The 15,054-nt window shown below is 49.5% G+C and carries 18 protein-coding genes, 1 tRNA gene, 1 pseudogene and 1 riboswitch; of the genes and pseudogenes, 7 read left to right on the forward strand and 13 right to left on the reverse strand.

What is annotated here, in order from left to right:
* Positions 1–17: 17 nt before the first annotated feature.
* On the reverse strand, positions 18–680 hold the full coding sequence (gene csgI / locus OGY37_RS14765; protein ID WP_008784291.1) for a curli synthesis inhibitor: 663 nt from the start codon (positions 678–680) through the stop codon (positions 18–20).
* A gap of 171 nt (positions 681–851) precedes the next feature.
* Here csgI and OGY37_RS14770 point away from each other — a divergent pair, with 171 nt between their 5' ends.
* Complete coding sequence (locus OGY37_RS14770; protein ID WP_032942909.1) at positions 852–1,265, forward strand: CoA-binding protein; 414 nt, start codon at positions 852–854, stop codon at positions 1,263–1,265.
* A 67-nt stretch (positions 1,266–1,332) separates the two neighbouring features.
* Here OGY37_RS14770 and hspQ read toward each other — a convergent pair whose 3' ends face one another.
* Both hspQ and rlmI read right to left on the reverse strand, forming a co-directional pair.
* Positions 1,333–1,650: a heat shock protein HspQ gene (gene hspQ / locus OGY37_RS14775; protein ID WP_003035905.1), complete on the reverse strand. Its 318-nt coding sequence runs from the start codon at positions 1,648–1,650 to the stop codon at positions 1,333–1,335.
* A gap of 57 nt (positions 1,651–1,707) precedes the next feature.
* The gene (rlmI, locus tag OGY37_RS14780) at positions 1,708–2,898 is read right to left on the reverse strand and encodes a 23S rRNA (cytosine(1962)-C(5))-methyltransferase RlmI (protein WP_008784294.1); all 1,191 of its coding nucleotides are present in this window, start codon (positions 2,896–2,898) and stop codon (positions 1,708–1,710) included.
* A gap of 94 nt (positions 2,899–2,992) precedes the next feature.
* On the opposite strand from rlmI, the gene yccX reads away from it, so the two are divergent.
* Entirely contained in the window at positions 2,993–3,274 is a 282-nt protein-coding gene (yccX, locus tag OGY37_RS14785) for an acylphosphatase (RefSeq protein ID WP_003832008.1), read from the forward strand.
* Here yccX and tusE read toward each other — a convergent pair.
* Complete coding sequence (tusE, locus tag OGY37_RS14790) at positions 3,271–3,600, reverse strand: sulfurtransferase TusE (protein ID WP_008784296.1); 330 nt, start codon at positions 3,598–3,600, stop codon at positions 3,271–3,273. The genes yccX and tusE overlap by 4 nt on opposite strands.
* 88 nt (positions 3,601–3,688) lie before the next feature.
* Positions 3,689–4,348 (reverse strand): FtsH protease modulator YccA, encoded by a 660-nt coding sequence (gene yccA, locus OGY37_RS14795; protein WP_008784297.1) that lies wholly within the window; start codon positions 4,346–4,348, stop codon positions 3,689–3,691.
* A 270-nt stretch (positions 4,349–4,618) separates the two neighbouring features.
* On the opposite strand from yccA, the gene OGY37_RS14800 reads away from it, so the two are divergent.
* Both OGY37_RS14800 and OGY37_RS14805 read left to right on the forward strand, forming a co-directional pair.
* Positions 4,619–6,247, forward strand: a complete 1,629-nt coding sequence (locus OGY37_RS14800; protein WP_286621103.1) for an ABC transporter substrate-binding protein — start codon at positions 4,619–4,621, stop codon at positions 6,245–6,247.
* A 142-nt stretch (positions 6,248–6,389) separates the two neighbouring features.
* Positions 6,390–6,477, forward strand: a tRNA-Ser gene (locus OGY37_RS14805).
* A gap of 153 nt (positions 6,478–6,630) precedes the next feature.
* On the opposite strand, the gene OGY37_RS14810 is transcribed toward OGY37_RS14805, so the two are convergent.
* The 8 genes from OGY37_RS14810 to OGY37_RS14845 all read right to left on the reverse strand — a co-directional run bounded on the left by OGY37_RS14810 (position 6,631) and on the right by OGY37_RS14845 (position 13,825).
* Entirely contained in the window at positions 6,631–7,434 is an 804-nt protein-coding gene (locus OGY37_RS14810) for a cytochrome c1 (protein ID WP_003832014.1), read from the reverse strand.
* Positions 7,435–7,436: 2 nt separating this feature from the next.
* Positions 7,437–8,597: a cytochrome b gene (locus OGY37_RS14815; protein WP_286554234.1), complete on the reverse strand. Its 1,161-nt coding sequence runs from the start codon at positions 8,595–8,597 to the stop codon at positions 7,437–7,439.
* Position 8,598: 1 nt separating this feature from the next.
* Positions 8,599–9,150: a ubiquinol-cytochrome c reductase iron-sulfur subunit gene (gene petA, locus OGY37_RS14820; RefSeq protein ID WP_126318544.1), complete on the reverse strand. Its 552-nt coding sequence runs from the start codon at positions 9,148–9,150 to the stop codon at positions 8,599–8,601.
* A 27-nt stretch (positions 9,151–9,177) separates the two neighbouring features.
* On the reverse strand, positions 9,178–9,618 hold the full coding sequence (locus tag OGY37_RS14825; RefSeq protein WP_353622292.1) for a pseudoazurin: 441 nt from the start codon (positions 9,616–9,618) through the stop codon (positions 9,178–9,180).
* Positions 9,619–9,628: 10 nt separating this feature from the next.
* Positions 9,629–10,444 carry an ABC transporter ATP-binding protein gene (locus tag OGY37_RS14830; RefSeq protein ID WP_003832021.1) on the reverse strand — a complete coding sequence of 272 codons (816 nt, stop codon included), beginning with the start codon at positions 10,442–10,444 and terminating at the stop codon, positions 9,629–9,631.
* Positions 10,441–11,508: a FecCD family ABC transporter permease gene (locus OGY37_RS14835; RefSeq protein WP_286621107.1), complete on the reverse strand. Its 1,068-nt coding sequence runs from the start codon at positions 11,506–11,508 to the stop codon at positions 10,441–10,443. Before OGY37_RS14835 ends, OGY37_RS14830 begins: the two co-directional genes overlap by 4 nt.
* Before the next feature lie 66 nt (positions 11,509–11,574).
* The gene (locus OGY37_RS14840; RefSeq protein WP_003832024.1) at positions 11,575–12,630 is read right to left on the reverse strand and encodes an ABC transporter substrate-binding protein; all 1,056 of its coding nucleotides are present in this window, start codon (positions 12,628–12,630) and stop codon (positions 11,575–11,577) included.
* 221 nt (positions 12,631–12,851) lie between these two features.
* Positions 12,852–13,074: riboswitch (cobalamin riboswitch) on the reverse strand.
* A 211-nt stretch (positions 13,075–13,285) separates the two neighbouring features.
* Complete coding sequence (locus OGY37_RS14845) at positions 13,286–13,825, reverse strand: GNAT family N-acetyltransferase (protein WP_188048025.1); 540 nt, start codon at positions 13,823–13,825, stop codon at positions 13,286–13,288.
* A 148-nt stretch (positions 13,826–13,973) separates the two neighbouring features.
* On the opposite strand from OGY37_RS14845, the pseudogene OGY37_RS14850 reads away from it, so the two are divergent.
* From OGY37_RS14850 to deoD, 3 genes and pseudogenes are all read left to right on the forward strand, one after another.
* Positions 13,974–14,035 (forward strand): annotated as a pseudogene (locus OGY37_RS14850) (hypothetical protein); the annotation flags it as partial.
* A 14-nt stretch (positions 14,036–14,049) separates the two neighbouring features.
* On the forward strand, positions 14,050–14,205 hold the full coding sequence (locus OGY37_RS14855; protein WP_154816728.1) for a hypothetical protein: 156 nt from the start codon (positions 14,050–14,052) through the stop codon (positions 14,203–14,205).
* Between the two features lie 112 nt (positions 14,206–14,317).
* Positions 14,318–15,025 carry a purine-nucleoside phosphorylase gene (deoD, locus tag OGY37_RS14860; RefSeq protein WP_286621109.1) on the forward strand — a complete coding sequence of 236 codons (708 nt, stop codon included), beginning with the start codon at positions 14,318–14,320 and terminating at the stop codon, positions 15,023–15,025.
* The last annotated feature ends 29 nt before the right edge of the window (positions 15,026–15,054 follow it).

Raw genomic sequence — 15,054 nt, forward strand, 5'->3', positions numbered from 1 at the left:
GTATACGAACATAAATGTCACGATGGGGGTTGTTTCTCCGCCCATTGTAAGAAGTTACTTCGCGTTTGTGCGTCAGCCTGTTGAAACCAATATTTTAAGCGCTGCTCGGTCAGTGTTTGCGACTGAGGCGGCACGCGATCCAGTTCAGACACCCCGGAAAGCAGCGAACTGTCATCGGCCATCATTGTGGCAAATTGCGGTAAAGATGCATGCTTAGCCGCTTTGTTATAGCGCTCTGTTTCCATTTCATAATCTACGATTTTTGCGGTGGACGTGATTGACAGAATATCCAGCTTAACCGGTATAGGCATGGAATCCCCATCCAGCAGTTCTACGCGCGGGGCATCATCAAAATGCGTTGCATCCCGCTCGTTGCTCAGACGTGGGAGGTGGAAATTAACCTGACTGACGAGTTGGGTATCAAAGCTGATGACCAACGGAGGCGAAATATACAGACGTTCTTCGTGGCTGGACAGGCGAATGGTTTTTTCTACGCGAAACACGAGCTGGTGCCGACCATTTTCCAGCTCAATACTGTCGGCACCACGCAGTAATGAGCTGGAGACTTTTTTTCCGTCCAGTACCAGAAGGTCAATATCATTGGACAGACGTAAAGAGGTAGCAAAAACGGTTGCCGGCAAACATAGGGCAATCAAGGCTGTCACAATGCCGGCTTTCATAGGTTTCTCCTGTCCAGAAAATATCTGTATAAGATGTATCTAAATTTTTCGATAATCATGTTTACTAACATATAGACATATTTTTGAGTTTAGCTCTCATGCGCCAGTATGGGATGAATGGTTGCAAAGTCAGGTTTGTCGTACACTTTGCTAACAGCCTGGAGGAAAACGATGAAAGAGACCGATATTGCTGGCATTTTGACAACAACCCGCACGATTGCACTGGTGGGGGCAAGCGATAAACCCGATCGTCCAAGCTATCGGGTGATGAAATATTTACTCGATCAGGGCTATCACGTTATTCCTGTTTCACCGAAGGTTGCTGGAAAAACGCTGCTGGGGCAGCAGGGCTATGCGACGCTGGCAGATGTACCAGAGAAAGTGGATATGGTAGATGTCTTCCGTAATTCTGAAGCGGCGTGGGGTGTTGCTCAGGAGGCAATTGCCATCGGCGCGAAGACCCTATGGATGCAGCTCGGCGTGATTAACGAGCAGGCAGCCGTGCTGGCTCGCGATGCAGGGATGACGGTGGTGATGGATCGCTGCCCGGCGATTGAGATCCCGCGGTTGGGACTGGCGAAGTAAGACTGATCTGTAGCCGAACAAAACGCACAGGCCCGATTAGCGAATCGCCATCGGGTCTGTTTTAGCATCAATTGCGCAGGCGCGGGGCCTGGAGCTGTTTTCGAATTGTTCGCGCCAGTTCATCCATCGACGGTTGCTCCGGATGTTCTTCCTGTAGCTCACTACTCAGTTGTGCTTCGGCCAGATATGTATGCACTGGCAGACCATTATCGTCTTCCATCACCACGTGATACCAGGGAGCGGCGCGAAGTTCGTCGTTAACCGCCAACTCATCGGCTGACGGTTGATCAAGCGAATATTCCGGGTCGATATCCACGACCACTCCGAGGTAACCTAACAGGGAATGGCGGACCTGCTGGCCGATACCGAATTTGCTGGCAATCATAGTCACCTCCCGGGAAATAGATACCCTTTATGTAAGGGTAATATTCCACTTTTCAAGTTACATGATGCGACAGGCAAACCCTTTCAGATACAGCCCTTCCGGGTAGGTAGCGATCACCGGGTGATCGGCGGCCTGACGGAACTGCTCTATAAATTGTACATCACGACCAGCATCTATTGCGGCATCAGCGATGATTTTCTGAAATAAATCGGTGGTCATTAGCCCAGAGCAGGAGAAAGTCAGCAGCACACCGCCCGGATTGAGCAACTGAATAGCCAGCATATTGATGTCCTTATAGCCGCGGCAGGCGCCCATCAACTGGCTTTTGTTTTCGACAAATTTCGGCGGATCCATAACGATGACGTCGAATTTCTCACCACGATCGCGATAAGCACGCAGAAGTTTGAACACATCATCACGCACGAACTCAGCTTTGCTCAGATCCAGCTTGTTCAGTTCCACGTTCTGGCGGGCAATATCGAGCGCTTCCTGAGAGGTGTCAACGCTGACGACCTGACGGCATCCGCCCATTAATGCTGAGACCGCAAAGCCGCCGGTATAAGAGAAACAGTTCAGCACACGCTGATTTTCCACATAACGACGCGTGGCCAGGCGGCTGTCGCGTTGATCGAGGTAATAGCCGGTTTTGTGACCATGCTGAATATCAACCAGCAGCTTCATTCCGTGCTCTTCAATTGGCAGCAGGGCTGGCGGAAGCTCACCCGTTACTGGCCCTTGAGTCAGCTCCATACCTTCTTTTTTACGTACGGCCACATCGCTACGGTCATAAATGGCGCAGTCCGGGAAAACAATTTGCAGAGCGCTAATCAGCGCGGCGCGTTGGTATTCAGCCCCCGCACTGAGCAACTGCAACACCAGGAAGTTGCCGAAGCGGTCAATGGTGATGCCCGGCAGGCCATCGGATTCTCCGGCGATCAGACGGTAACTGTCCAGACCGTCTTTTTTCGCCAGCCAGTCACGCCATGTCTGCGCCTGCTGCAGACGACGGGTGAAGAAATCAATATCGATGGACTCAGACTTGTCGAATGTCCAGACGCGTGCACGGATCTGCGACGCGGGTGAGTACGCGCCGCGTGCTAACCATTTACCCTGATGGTCAACAATATCGATGGTTTCACCGAGGTTGGCTTTACCTTCCATACGGGCGACAGCACCGGAAAATACCCACGGATGGCGGCGAAGTAATGATTTTTCGCGCCCTTTGGCTAACACTAAACGTACACTCATAATTTACTATTCTGTCAATTCAAAGAAATGGGCGCCATTGTCCTGAGTTTTTCGCATATTTGCAACGCACGCTGTGATGATAAGGAGAACCGCATTGTCGAAAGTCTGCATAATCGCCTGGGTCTATGGCCGGGTTCAGGGGGTAGGATTTCGCTACACCACCCAGCATGAAGCACAACGGCTGGGGTTGACCGGCTACGCGAAGAATATGGATGACGGCAGCGTAGAGGTTGTCGCCTGCGGTGAAAGCAACCGGGTAGAACAACTGATGAAGTGGTTGAAAGCCGGGGGGCCGAGCAGCGCCAGGGTTGATCGGGTTCTCAGTGAACCACATCGTCCTGGCGACGAGCTAAAAGGATTTAGTATCCGCTATTAAATACATTTCACCGGTTTCGGCAGGCCGGCAATTTTAGTCGCCTGCTTGGCCGGACCTTTCGGGAACAGGCGGTAGAGATAACGGCTGTTGCCTTTCTCTTCGCCAAACTTGTTGGCCATCGCTTTTACCAGCATGCGGATAGCGGGGGAGGTATTAAACTCCAGATAAAACTCGCGGACAAAACGCACCACTTCCCAGTGTTCCGCGGAGAGCGTAATGCCTTCGTTTTCGGCGATTCTCTCCGCCAGCGCCTCGCTCCACAGCGTGGTATCTTTCAGATAGCCTTCGCTATCGGTACTGATTTCTTTACCTTCAAAGATCAACATAATTCGTCACTGCGTTAGTCAAACTGGCGGCAGTTTACCAAAAAAGAAAGCCCCGCATAAGCGGGGCTGGATAATGCTTGTGGACATCTTAATCGCGGCTGGCGAAGCCCAGAATACTCAGCAGGCTGACGAAGATGTTGTACAGCGAAACATACAGGCTAACGGTGGCACGAATATAGTTGGTTTCACCGCCGCGGATGATATTGCTGGTTTCAAACAGGATTGCGCCTGAAGAAATCAGAATGAACACCGCGCTGATTGCCAGATGTAATGCCGGCAGTTGCAGGAAGATATTTGCAACCATACCAATCAACACCACCACAACACCCGCCATCAGCATACCGCCGAGGAAGGACATATCTTTACGCGTGGTCAGCACATAGGCCGAGCAGCTGAAGAAGACCAGCGCCGTACCGCCCAGCGCCATGGCGATAACATCACCCATGCCTGCAGACAGGTATGTATTCAGCATTGGTCCCAGGATGTAGCCCAGGAAGCCAGTGAAAGCGAACGCTGACAAAATACCAACCGGCTTATCTGCCGTTTTGTAGGTCAGGAACATCAGACCATACATACCCACCAGCGTCAGGATAAGTCCCGGAGAAGGTAACATCAGTACGGTACTGGCGGTTGCAGTGATCGCTGAAAACGCCAGCGTCAGGCTGAGCAGGAAATAGGTATTGCGCAGCACCTTATGCGTGCTGAGTAGCGATGTACGCTCGCGCGAAGAACTAATAATACGATCCATGAGTCACTCTCTTATGACAGATGTAATTAATGATGGAGGATAATGAAATCAAGGGGAATGACACAGCGGTTTTACCCATCTTTACGCATTTTAACCCGCCAGACTTAAGCATATTATTTCAACAAAAGTTCCCGAATTAGATGTTAGCACTGTATGTGCAAAAATGTCAGATCACTATCTACCAGGTAACTGAAAAATATTGCGTTATTCCTGAATCTCTCTGACAGTGACAGCGGTGTCTACATAAAACAGAGCAATAAGGTAAAGGGAATGATTCAACATAAATCGAAGATATTGACGTTTACGCTGTTGGCTGTCTGTTTGATGTCTATAAACGGCGCGGTGAGGGCGGCAAATGTTCCAGCAGGAACATTACTTGCAGAAAAGCAGGAACTGGTCAGAAACAACGGTAGTGAGCCGGCATCGCTGGATCCGCATAAAGTCGAAAGCAACGTTGAGTTTAATTTAATCAGCGATATGTTCGACGGTCTGGTGGCTGTTAAGCAGGATGGGTCTATCGAACCCCGTCTAGCCGCATCCTGGGAGAATAAAGACAACACTGTCTGGACCTTCCATTTACGCTCGGGCATAACCTGGTCAGATGGATCTGCTATTACCGCACAGGATGTCGTCTGGAGCTGGCAGCGTCTGGTTTCGCCGCAAACGGCTTCACCTTATGCTTCGTATCTGGGCAACATGCACGTTGCGAACGCGGTTGATATTGCCCAAGGGAATAAAGATCCCACTACACTAGGGGTCAAAGCCCTGGATGATACCACGCTGGAAATTACCCTGACGCAACCGACGGCGGCGTTTCTGGCGATGCTGGCGCATCCATCTCTGGTCCCGCTGGATAAAGTGTTGATAGGTCGTTTTGGCGATAAGTGGACCCGGCCAGAGCATTTTGTCAGCAGCGGGGCGTACAAACTATCGCAATGGGTGGTCAATGAGCGCATCGTTGCCGAGCGTAATCCACATTACTGGGACGATCGGCATACGGTTATTAATAAAGTTACTTATTTGCCTATCAGCTCAGAGTCGGCTGACGTAAATCGCTATAAGGCCGGTGAAATCGACATTGTGTATAGCGTACCGGTCAATCAGTTCGCGCAACTGAAAAAAACGATGGGGGATGAACTGCATGTCTCGCCCCAGCTTTCAACGTATTACTATCAGTTCAATACAACCCGCGCACCGTTTAATGATCCGCGCGTGCGCCGGGCACTGAATATGGCGTTGGATAAAGACATCATTGCGCAAAAGGTAATGGGACAGGGGCAGCGAGCAGCGTGGGTTATCAGCCAGCCGGAAATAGGTGGGGTGAAACTGCATGCGCCGGAGTATGCGTCATGGCCGCTTGAAAAACGTATTGCTGAAGCCAAAAAACTGCTGGCTGAAGCCGGTTTTGGTCCTGAGCATCCGCTTAGCTTGAATCTGCTCTATAACACCTTCGAAACGCACCAGCGTATTGCGATTGCCGCATCGTCGATGTGGAAGAAAAACCTTGGCGTCGAGGCGAAGCTGCAAAACCAGGAATGGAAAACCATGCTGGACACTATGCACACCGGTAATTTTGACGTCGTGCGCTATGCGTGGATAGCCGACTATGATGATGCCTCAAGTTTCCTCAATATTTTCCGTACCGGTGATAGCGAGAATACCACCAAGTACAGCAATCCCGCCTTTGATGAAGCGATGCGTAATGCGGCGAAAGCAACTTCGCTGGAAGAACGAGGCAAATACTATCAGCAGGCTGAAGACCTTTTAGGTGAGGATGTGCCAGCGATTCCGGTTTACCACTATGTCCGCACGCATCTCGTGAAGCCGTGGGTGGGGGGATTTGCGCCGGATAACCGGGGAAATTACTACACCAAAGATATGTACATCAAAAAACATTAAGCGCTATAGCCGGTATTCGTGTTGAATAAATGGTCAATCTGTTGTTATTTCAGTCGATTAACAACTTTTTGGCTGTTTTTTAGGCAAACGAACACATTGGTGCTTTACAGGTCCGTTCGGGATGTTTATAGTGCGCCTCATTGGAAGCGTGGCCGAGCGGTTGAAGGCACCGGTCTTGAAAACCGGCGACCCGAAAGGGTTCTAGAGTTCGAATCTCTACGCTTCCGCCAAACATAAACCCCAAGCTATAAAATAGCTTGGGGTTTTTTCATTTTGCTCGGTTTATATTTTGCCTTCCTTTGCTCGTCTTACTCGCGCAAGGGCAACTGCGCACCTGACCGGTTGAATGCTGGTGAACTGAGTAATCCCCGGCCTCGCAAGACCTACATGAGCGAACGTCTCTTCATTCGTCGTGCTATCCATAGCAAGCCCAGCATAATAGCCAGATAGCCCATAACGTAATTTCCCTGTTGCTTTCGTTCAGAGAGCGCCGGGTCGGCAGCCCATGCCAGAAAGGCGGTAACATCCCTGGCGTATTGCTCCTCAGTTTCAGCTTTTTTCGACGCCGGGCTCCATTGGATCTCCCCACTCGTCAGCGGTTTTGGCATGTTAATCACACCCCCAGGAAAATAGCGATTAGCCTTCAGTTCGGGATCGGCAGGCAGATAGCCGGTTAGCAGCGCGTAAACGTAATCTGCCCCCTGGTCCGTGTAGGGCAAAAAAGCATCTAACAAAAATTGTGGGAATCCGCGATCGTATGAACGGGCACGGACGATATAGCTCAGGTCAACGGGTTCAGCGCCATTGTTAAGGTATCTTGCTTCCCGGTCGTTTAGATATGGTGATATAAAGCTGTCATTTAGCGTACCGTCGCGCTCACCTATCTGGCCGTCATCCTGAATCGCAGGAAACTGATAGCCGCTGGCGATACTTCTTGCTTCTTCAACCGTGAGTTCCAGACCACCGGGCCTGGTCAACGTCCGAAAGGTAAGGTGTTTCATGCCGTGACAAGCGCGACACTTCTCTTCATAAACCTGCAGACCACGTCTAAGCTGTTCCTTATCATATTGACCGGTAATACCACTGAAGCTCCATTCCTGGCGTTCAGGCGTGGCTTCCTGCGCATATGAGGAACCCAGCCCCAACAGAGAAAAGAACAGGACGCTGAATTTCAATAGTTGTTTCATCCTCAATCCTGTTTTTCCAAAAAACGACGGCAAGGTAAGACGATTAAAAACCAGGCAAACCAAATCAGTGTCGAAAGCTGGGATGCGGCACGGATCCAGCCCTCTTCATTACGAAAGCCATCAAAAAGGTCCGGGCCTACCAGCGCTTTCGACCCTAACCAGCCTAAAAAGCAGGCATTAATAACCCATAGCCAGAATCCGCACTTAACCAGTTTGCTGTAATGGCGAAAACGAGCCCGGGAAGTATCAAGCCAGGGTAGAAAATAGAAAATCAGTATTGAGCCGCACATCGCGACTAGCCCCACGAATTCATTCGGGAAGCAGCGCAAGATAGAGAAGAAGGGAAGGAAATACCATTCTGGCGCAACAATCGCGGGTGTAATCGTTGGGTCCGCAGTAATAAAGTTGTCGGCGCTGCTCAGATAGTGCGGCGCGAAGAATAAAAACCAGGCGAAAACCATCAAAAAAAGAGTAATTTTGATAGCATCGAGATCGGTAATTTTGTAATCGAACAACAGACTCCTGGACTCTTTCTCACTAAACTTCTTTTTCATCGCCTGGGCAAACGCCGACTGTACGGTACGTATATGGATAACCGTGGCGACGACAATCACAAAGGGAAGAATAAAGTGGATAACAAAAAAGCGGCCAAGCATCGGCGTACCCGGCGTATGGCTGCCGACTAAATATGCGTAAAGCGTATCCCCTACCCACGGAATAGCCTGGGCAAAGCGGGTAATGACCGTTGCCGCCCAGTAGCTTTTTTGCCCCCAGATAAGGCTATAACCAAGAAACGCGGTCATCATCAGCAGGATATACAGCGTGACGCTAACCATCCACATTGTCGTCCAGGGCTTGCGGTAAACGTTGTAGTACATACCACGAAAAATATGCAGATAGCAGGCAAAGAAAAAGAGCGACGCGCCAATAGCATGCATGTTGCGTAACAGCTCTCCATGGCGAACCGCGCGCATAATATGAATAATGGAGTCAAATGCCAGCTCAGCTGTCGGCACGTAAAACATCGCCAGCACGATACCCGTAAAGATCTGCACCCCGAGCATAATTAGCAGGATAGCGCCGATTGCAAATACCCAGAGTCCAGCAACAGAGCGAGGGAAGGGGATACGCCCGCGAAGCGAATAGACAAGCTCATTCCTCATTTCAGACTTCCTTCGTGCCAATACGCACGACCTGCCCATCGGAATGAATAACGTAGTCTGGGATTGCCAGGTTGGCAGTTGCGGGCCCGCGCGTCACGCGCCCGGAGGTATCAAACTCTGAACCGTGGCACGGACAGATCCAACCCATCCCCCCCGGTCGGGCGTTGGGTACACACCCGGCATGTGGGCAATAACCTTGAACCACCAGCCATTGAGGATGGGCTGCAGAGACCCTGGCGCTGTCTGGCTGTGGGTCGATAAGCGTATCCAGATCGGCACTTCTGGCAGTAATAATTTCATCCGGGGTGCGATGGTGTATAAGAATCAACCTTCCTTGCCATACACGTCTGACTGTTTGTCCAGCAGCAACACCTGCAAGAGAGACATCAATCGGTTCATTTTCCCCAAGCGTTTTTTCATCCGGGCCCAAGGCCGAAACCAGCGGCCAGACGGCAGCCGCGACGCCTGCGGCACCGACAAATTTAGTCAGTTTACACAGGCATTCCCTACGCTGTTCCTGGATTTCGCCATCTGGAAGTTTATTATCTGCCACCTCGTATACCTCCCTGAGTATCGCGGATTAACGTTTGTCGATACGCGCGTAAATTTCCTGAAAGCGCTTGTCAGCAATACCCGGCGCTTTGAACGCGCGGTAGCTTTCTGGTAACGAGGCATCTCCAACCTTAATGAGCATCACCATGCCCTGAGCGTAATGCGGTGTACATTTGATGCCGTAAAACCCGGCATTGTCATAAGTAACTTCGATCTCCTCATCTATTTTTCCCATAAATCCAGGATAGCCAGCTGGAGACAATTCAGCGATTGACGCCGCGTTGTGGCTCTTATGTTTACGGATAAATTTCACCGTATCCCCTGGCTGGATCTCCAGATAATCTGGTTCATAGACCATTGGTCCCCCAGCCCCTCGATTTTTCATCAACACTTCGTGAGTTTGTGCGAAGGCTGAAGAGGTGAAAGCGAGTAAACACAAAATTTGCAGACTCTGTTTGAGGTATTTCATTGATTCTTCCTTAAAATTCATCAGGCCGTTGATAACGAATAAAACAATTTTCACCACCCGCATCCTTTTCAATGATGGCGTCGATTCCAAACCAGGAGTGGAGGTTTTCGCGGGTAAAAACGGCGCAAGGTTTCCCCTGCATCGCCATATGTCCGGACGTCATGACGATGACGCGATCGCAGAACATCGCGGCATGATTAAGATCGTGCAGAGCGGCAATCACCGTGAGCTTTTCACGTTTAACCAGACTCAACAGGCCAATCTGATGTTGAATGTCGAGGTGGTTGGTGGGTTCATCCATCAGCAACAACTGTGGTTGTTGCGCCAGCGCCCGTGCGATATGCAGGCGCTGTTTTTCTCCCCCTGAAAAGGTATGCCAGCAGCGATGCTGTAATTCACTGAGATCGACCTTTTCCAGCATAGTTTGCACAATATCGTCATCTTTGGCGGACCAGGGGGAGAGCATGCTAAGCCAGGGGGTTCGCCCCAGAGAAACGGCTTGTAAAGCAGTAAGACGCTCGCTGGTTTCAGCCTGTTGTTCGACCAGCGCCACCTGTTGCGCAAGATGACGCCGCGAATAATGCTGGAGCGCCTTTTGCTGCAGAGTGATATGCCCGGAAGTCGGCTTCAATAAACCGGCCAGCAGTGAAATCAGTGACGTTTTGCCCGAGCCGTTGGGACCTATGATGCCGACAAACTCACCAGGCGTTACGCTGAGTGAAATATCATCAACAATCGTCTTGCCTTTTACCTTCCATCGCAGATTACAGGCTTCAATAACGGCTTGTGCAGAGTTCACAAGGGGGGATACGAGATTCACCGTCATTTGTTCTGGTTTCCTCTAATCAGAATGATTGAAAACGCAGGGGCGCCAACCAGAGCGGTGATCACGCCTATTGGTAGAACCTGACCGGGGAGTAACGTGCGGGAAATAACATCTGCGATAATGAGGAAAATCGCGCCGGTAAGCGCACTGACTGGCAGCAGTCGATGATGCTGGTTGCCGACCAGCAGACGAGCGGCATGCGGGATAACCAGACCGACAAAGCCGATCGCACCAACGATGGAGACCATAATTGCCGTCATGCCGGTGACGGCGGCAATCAGTACTGCACGGGTACGTTTTACTGGAATGCCCAACGATGCTGCAGACTCAGCGCCAAAGGAGAAGGCGTCGAGATGGCGGGCATAACAAAAGCACAGCGCAATACCGACCAGAGCGGTAGGAATGGCTAAGACAACATCGGGCCAGCGTACACCGCTCAAATTACCTAACAACCAGAACATAATTCCGCGCGCTTGCTCGGCATTTGCTGAGCGGGTGATGATTAGCGACGTAATTGCATTGAAAAGCTGCGAGCTGGCGATGCCGGCAAGAATGATTTGGGTTGTCACACCGCCGCCTTGTCTACCGCCAGCAGCCATTGCCAATAGTACAACGAACATAAATGCCGTTAGCGCGCCAATGAAAGCCCCCAATGACATGCTGATAATGCCGGCCCCAAGCCCGGTGAGAGCAATCAGCACCGCTCCGGTGGATGCTCCGGCAGAAATCCCCAGTAGATAAGGTTCGGCGAGTGCATTGCGTAGCAACGACTGTAACACTACGCCGGAAACAGCCAGGCAGGCACCGCAACTGGCAGAGACCAGCGCTCGGGTCAGGCGATAGTTCCAGACGATCCCAGCATCCAGCGCATCGACAGGATAGTGGGTATCAAAAAGATGATTTGCCAGCGTACTGAGCACATGCCGCCAGGGGATCAGCGTTTCGCCGATGGAAATCCCCGCCAGCAGCACGCAGCACATCAGCGCACTGACCCAGACGGCATGCCCACCGACTCTCACCGCAAGCAGACCAACGGCACGACGCATCCTGCGTGGATCACTCATGATTATCTGCGTTCCTGAGTAACAGAGATGCGCTATACCGTGCGAGGATATAGCGCAAAACGTAGATTAATGAGCAGCCTGCGGATGCGCTAAGCCATATTCAACAAGGGCATCAGCCAGTTTTTCCAGCCCATCAATAGTTCTGATCCCAGCATTCATTGTCTGTACGTCAATGACCGGCAGATGGTTTTCCTTAACGGCAGGAACCAGCCTGGTGACAGGATCGGACTTGAGGTATTCCATCTTGACCTTCCAGTCATCTGCCGGGAAGCGGCGACGGCTCATCTCGCCGAGCACAATGACAGAAGGATTAGCTTTAGCGATAGTTTCCCAGCCCACTGTTGGCCATTCTTCGGCAGAATCAATCACATTCTTCACACCCAGTGTTTGGGCTATCCATGCTGCTGGGCCAAACTTCCCGGCAACGTAAGGATCGAGCTGTAAATCGGCGCTTGAAAACCAGAACACGGCGGAAACATTCTTATCAATACCGGTAATTTTATTTTTCGCTGCGGCTTCACGTGCTTTAAGGCTGGCAATCAGCGCTTCGCCTTTATCCTGAACATCGAAGATTTTTGCCAGATCGGCGACTTCCTGATACACCATGGTGATATCAAACATCCCTTTACGGACACCATCACCACCATCTTCGTTATCTTTCGCACAGTCAGCTGGCGCGGTGTAAACAGGAACTTTCAGTTCACTAAACTGTTCATAAGAGGCAACTGTGCCAGCCGGGCCGATTTGCCACTCAAACTGGCTGGCGATCAGATCTGGTTTTTTAGCCAAAATCCCTTCAAAGCTCGGAATATTTTGCGCAATAACGGCAACTTTTTCATTTTCTGTTTTATAGGCGTCCAGTACCGGGCCAAACCACAATGAAGTACCGACGACGCGATCGGCAAGGCCTAATGAATAGAGGATCTCGGTACTGTTCTGACCCACCGTTGCCACGCGCGTTGGTGCCTGATTAAAGGTAATATCGCGGCCACAGTTTTTAATCGTCAGAGGATATTCGGTTTTTGCCGCGTCAGAAAAACCGGAAGCGAGCAGCAGAGCAGTGGTACCAAAAATTGCCAGAAGCGTTTTTTTAGAGGAGTAAAAGGTAGAATTAGCGTGCATTGTCATCGTCCCGTTGATGCCAGAATCTTAAGGTCTGGTCATGGCTCATTTCATTCCATATATCGGGAGGAGACATGAAGATAGATGACATTGAATCGTGAAATTTAAGAATAAAGATATGCGAAAAATGCAAGTAATACTGACTTAGCTAAAATCTTATTCATAAATACACTACTGCTGGTGTCAAATAATTCATCCCATGGACCATCCCGTCCACTCAATGGTATACATCATTGACAGCAGGTCTCCTGACTCACGGTAATCAGAATATCAGCCTTCCCATAAAGATAAACTTTACAGTGACCTGTGGCTTATTAGCCACACAAGGATATTCTGCATCCGCCTACAGTTGCGGGGGCAGTTATGGAATTGAATTAAATAATTCTCACCATATTCCTATTCATACACAAAATGTAATGAAATGCTATCGAAAGTGACTCTAACGGCAATTGTTAACAAGGTCAACCACGGAATGTAAGAGGTATAAAGATAATGTCGTTCTGAAAATAATCAGTAAAAACAATAGGATGTAGATGCATTGCTCTGTGTGTTGCTATAAATGAAAATAACAACAGAAAGATAAATGAGAATTGATTGATGTTGATCAAATTAAAAGCATGATTCAATCTCTGCGCATAAAACATATTGATTACCATCAAAAATGCTGCGGATTAGCGTTTGAGTCCTTTTTTGGCGAACTCTCCATATGTACCAATTGCCATTCATCCTGCATATCCATAATCACCTTAAAATTTTTACGCAACCAGAAGTGATAACCTCCTGGTAAAAAATGATGGGTATGAAGATACAAAATTTTATATTTATGTTGCTGGCAGAATACATCTGCTAAAGCAAACAATTGGCTGCCAATCCCCTGTCTACGATAGCGCTCATCCACGTAGCAACGACAAATTTCTGCCGTTTCACGCAAGTTATAGCGCCCACGCAGTTCAGTAATACGATCATTATATTGACATACTGCCAGTGTGGCGATTAATTCTTGTTTTTCACTCCATGCGCAAAGCAATAAATTTCTTTCCTGTAACAGATACTGTTGTTCGAGATCAAAGAGATCTTCTTCGGCAGAAGGCATGGATCTGCCGGCATTGAAGAATAAATTAAGATGCTCAATAAGGAACGACTGAACAGCAGGAATATCGGCGTGAGTCATCTCACTAAATCTAAATGGGATCATGGCATGCATAACTCAATCTTAGAATGGAAAACGATAATAACAATAAGCCTCCTTTAAAAACAATATTGAGCGGCAAGAGACAGAAATGCAATTATCTATGGTGCTATTCTGCATACGGATTATAAATGGGAATCGTAAGCCCCTGCTGCTGGCGACGGTAGTAGCCACGCCGCTGGTGAGGGGATATCTGGGGGGACCACAATCGGATGGTGAGGCGCTTTCTTGTGCCTGGTTCCCGTCGCGGTCCTCGCCTTTATCTGGCAGTGCACGTTTGCCATGAGCAACGTACTGCTTCTTTGCGCTGGGGTGCTGACGTTATTCACCGCAAGCCAGAAGACCAACACGCTGTGTTCCGTTTTACCACTTACCTGCACCACTAACTCTCAAAAATGAGAGGCCGATCCTCTGAGCAGGACTTTTGTCCTCAATCACCTCACAAACGTCTGGTTACAATCCCTGCATATCTTCAATACCCATAATTCAGGAATTGTTATGACTGCACATATGAATGCCAAGCCAGGGGATTTCGCGCCAACCGTTATTATGCCGGGCGATCCGCTCCGTGCTAAATTTGTTGCCGAAAATTATTTAATGGATTACCGCGAAGTCACCAATGTACGTAATATGCTGGGTTATACCGGTTTATATTTTGGGCAACCTGTTTCGGTGATGGGACATGGAATGGGCATTCCTTCAATGACGCTTTATGCCCATGAACTGGTACATGATTTTGGTGTGCAAAGAATTATTCGCGTCGGCAGTTTAGGCGCAACACAACATCATGTCAAAATGCGCGATATTATCCTGGCCGTCGCCGCCGGAACGGATTCAGTCACAAATTTAAAACGTAGCGCGGGCTATGCGATGGCAACATCTGCCTATTTCCCATTATTACAGCAGGCGTGGACGCTGGCACAGAAGGCGGGTATCGATATTAAAGTCGGCAATGTTTTCAGCGGCGATCTTTATTACGATCCTGACGAAAATTTAATACCGGCACTGGAAAAATTCGGTGTACTGGGTGTAGATATGGAAGTAGCAGGCTTATACGCTTTAGCGCATCAGTTTAATATTGAAGCGCTGGCTATTTTAACTGTCTCCGATCATTGCCTGACCGGAGAAGAAACAACGGCAGAAGAACGACAATTGACCTTTAACAACATGATTGAGCTGGCGCTAAATACTGCTGTTACCGCTTAGTTCCGGCTTTTAATTGAACCAATCAGAGA

Source organism: Citrobacter sp. Cpo030 (assembly GCF_030333005.1).
Taxonomy (GTDB): domain Bacteria; phylum Pseudomonadota; class Gammaproteobacteria; order Enterobacterales; family Enterobacteriaceae; genus Citrobacter; species Citrobacter portucalensis.

Excerpts from the sequence above, each read along its gene's own strand:
- csgI (WP_008784291.1), bottom strand. The coding sequence starts at position 680 with ATGAAAGCCGGCATTGTGACAGCCTTGATTGCCCTATGTTTGCCGGCA.
- OGY37_RS14830 (WP_003832021.1), bottom strand. The coding sequence starts at position 10,444 with ATGACGGTGAATCTCGTATCCCCCCTTGTGAACTCTGCACAAGCCGTT.
- hspQ (WP_003035905.1), bottom strand. The coding sequence starts at position 1,650 with ATGATTGCCAGCAAATTCGGTATCGGCCAGCAGGTCCGCCATTCCCTG.
- deoD (WP_286621109.1), top strand. The coding sequence starts at position 14,318 with ATGACTGCACATATGAATGCCAAGCCAGGGGATTTCGCGCCAACCGTT.
- OGY37_RS14825 (WP_353622292.1), bottom strand. The coding sequence starts at position 9,618 with ATGAAATACCTCAAACAGAGTCTGCAAATTTTGTGTTTACTCGCTTTC.
- OGY37_RS14840 (WP_003832024.1), bottom strand. The coding sequence starts at position 12,630 with ATGCACGCTAATTCTACCTTTTACTCCTCTAAAAAAACGCTTCTGGCA.
- OGY37_RS14835 (WP_286621107.1), bottom strand. The coding sequence starts at position 11,508 with ATGAGTGATCCACGCAGGATGCGTCGTGCCGTTGGTCTGCTTGCGGTG.
- rlmI (WP_008784294.1), bottom strand. The coding sequence starts at position 2,898 with ATGAGTGTACGTTTAGTGTTAGCCAAAGGGCGCGAAAAATCATTACTT.
- OGY37_RS14770 (WP_032942909.1), top strand. The coding sequence starts at position 852 with ATGAAAGAGACCGATATTGCTGGCATTTTGACAACAACCCGCACGATT.
- tusE (WP_008784296.1), bottom strand. The coding sequence starts at position 3,600 with ATGTTGATCTTTGAAGGTAAAGAAATCAGTACCGATAGCGAAGGCTAT.
- OGY37_RS14810 (WP_003832014.1), bottom strand. The coding sequence starts at position 7,434 with ATGAAACAACTATTGAAATTCAGCGTCCTGTTCTTTTCTCTGTTGGGG.
- OGY37_RS14815 (WP_286554234.1), bottom strand. The coding sequence starts at position 8,597 with ATGAGGAATGAGCTTGTCTATTCGCTTCGCGGGCGTATCCCCTTCCCT.
- OGY37_RS14800 (WP_286621103.1), top strand. The coding sequence starts at position 4,619 with ATGATTCAACATAAATCGAAGATATTGACGTTTACGCTGTTGGCTGTC.
- OGY37_RS14845 (WP_188048025.1), bottom strand. The coding sequence starts at position 13,825 with ATGATCCCATTTAGATTTAGTGAGATGACTCACGCCGATATTCCTGCT.
- yccA (WP_008784297.1), bottom strand. The coding sequence starts at position 4,348 with ATGGATCGTATTATTAGTTCTTCGCGCGAGCGTACATCGCTACTCAGC.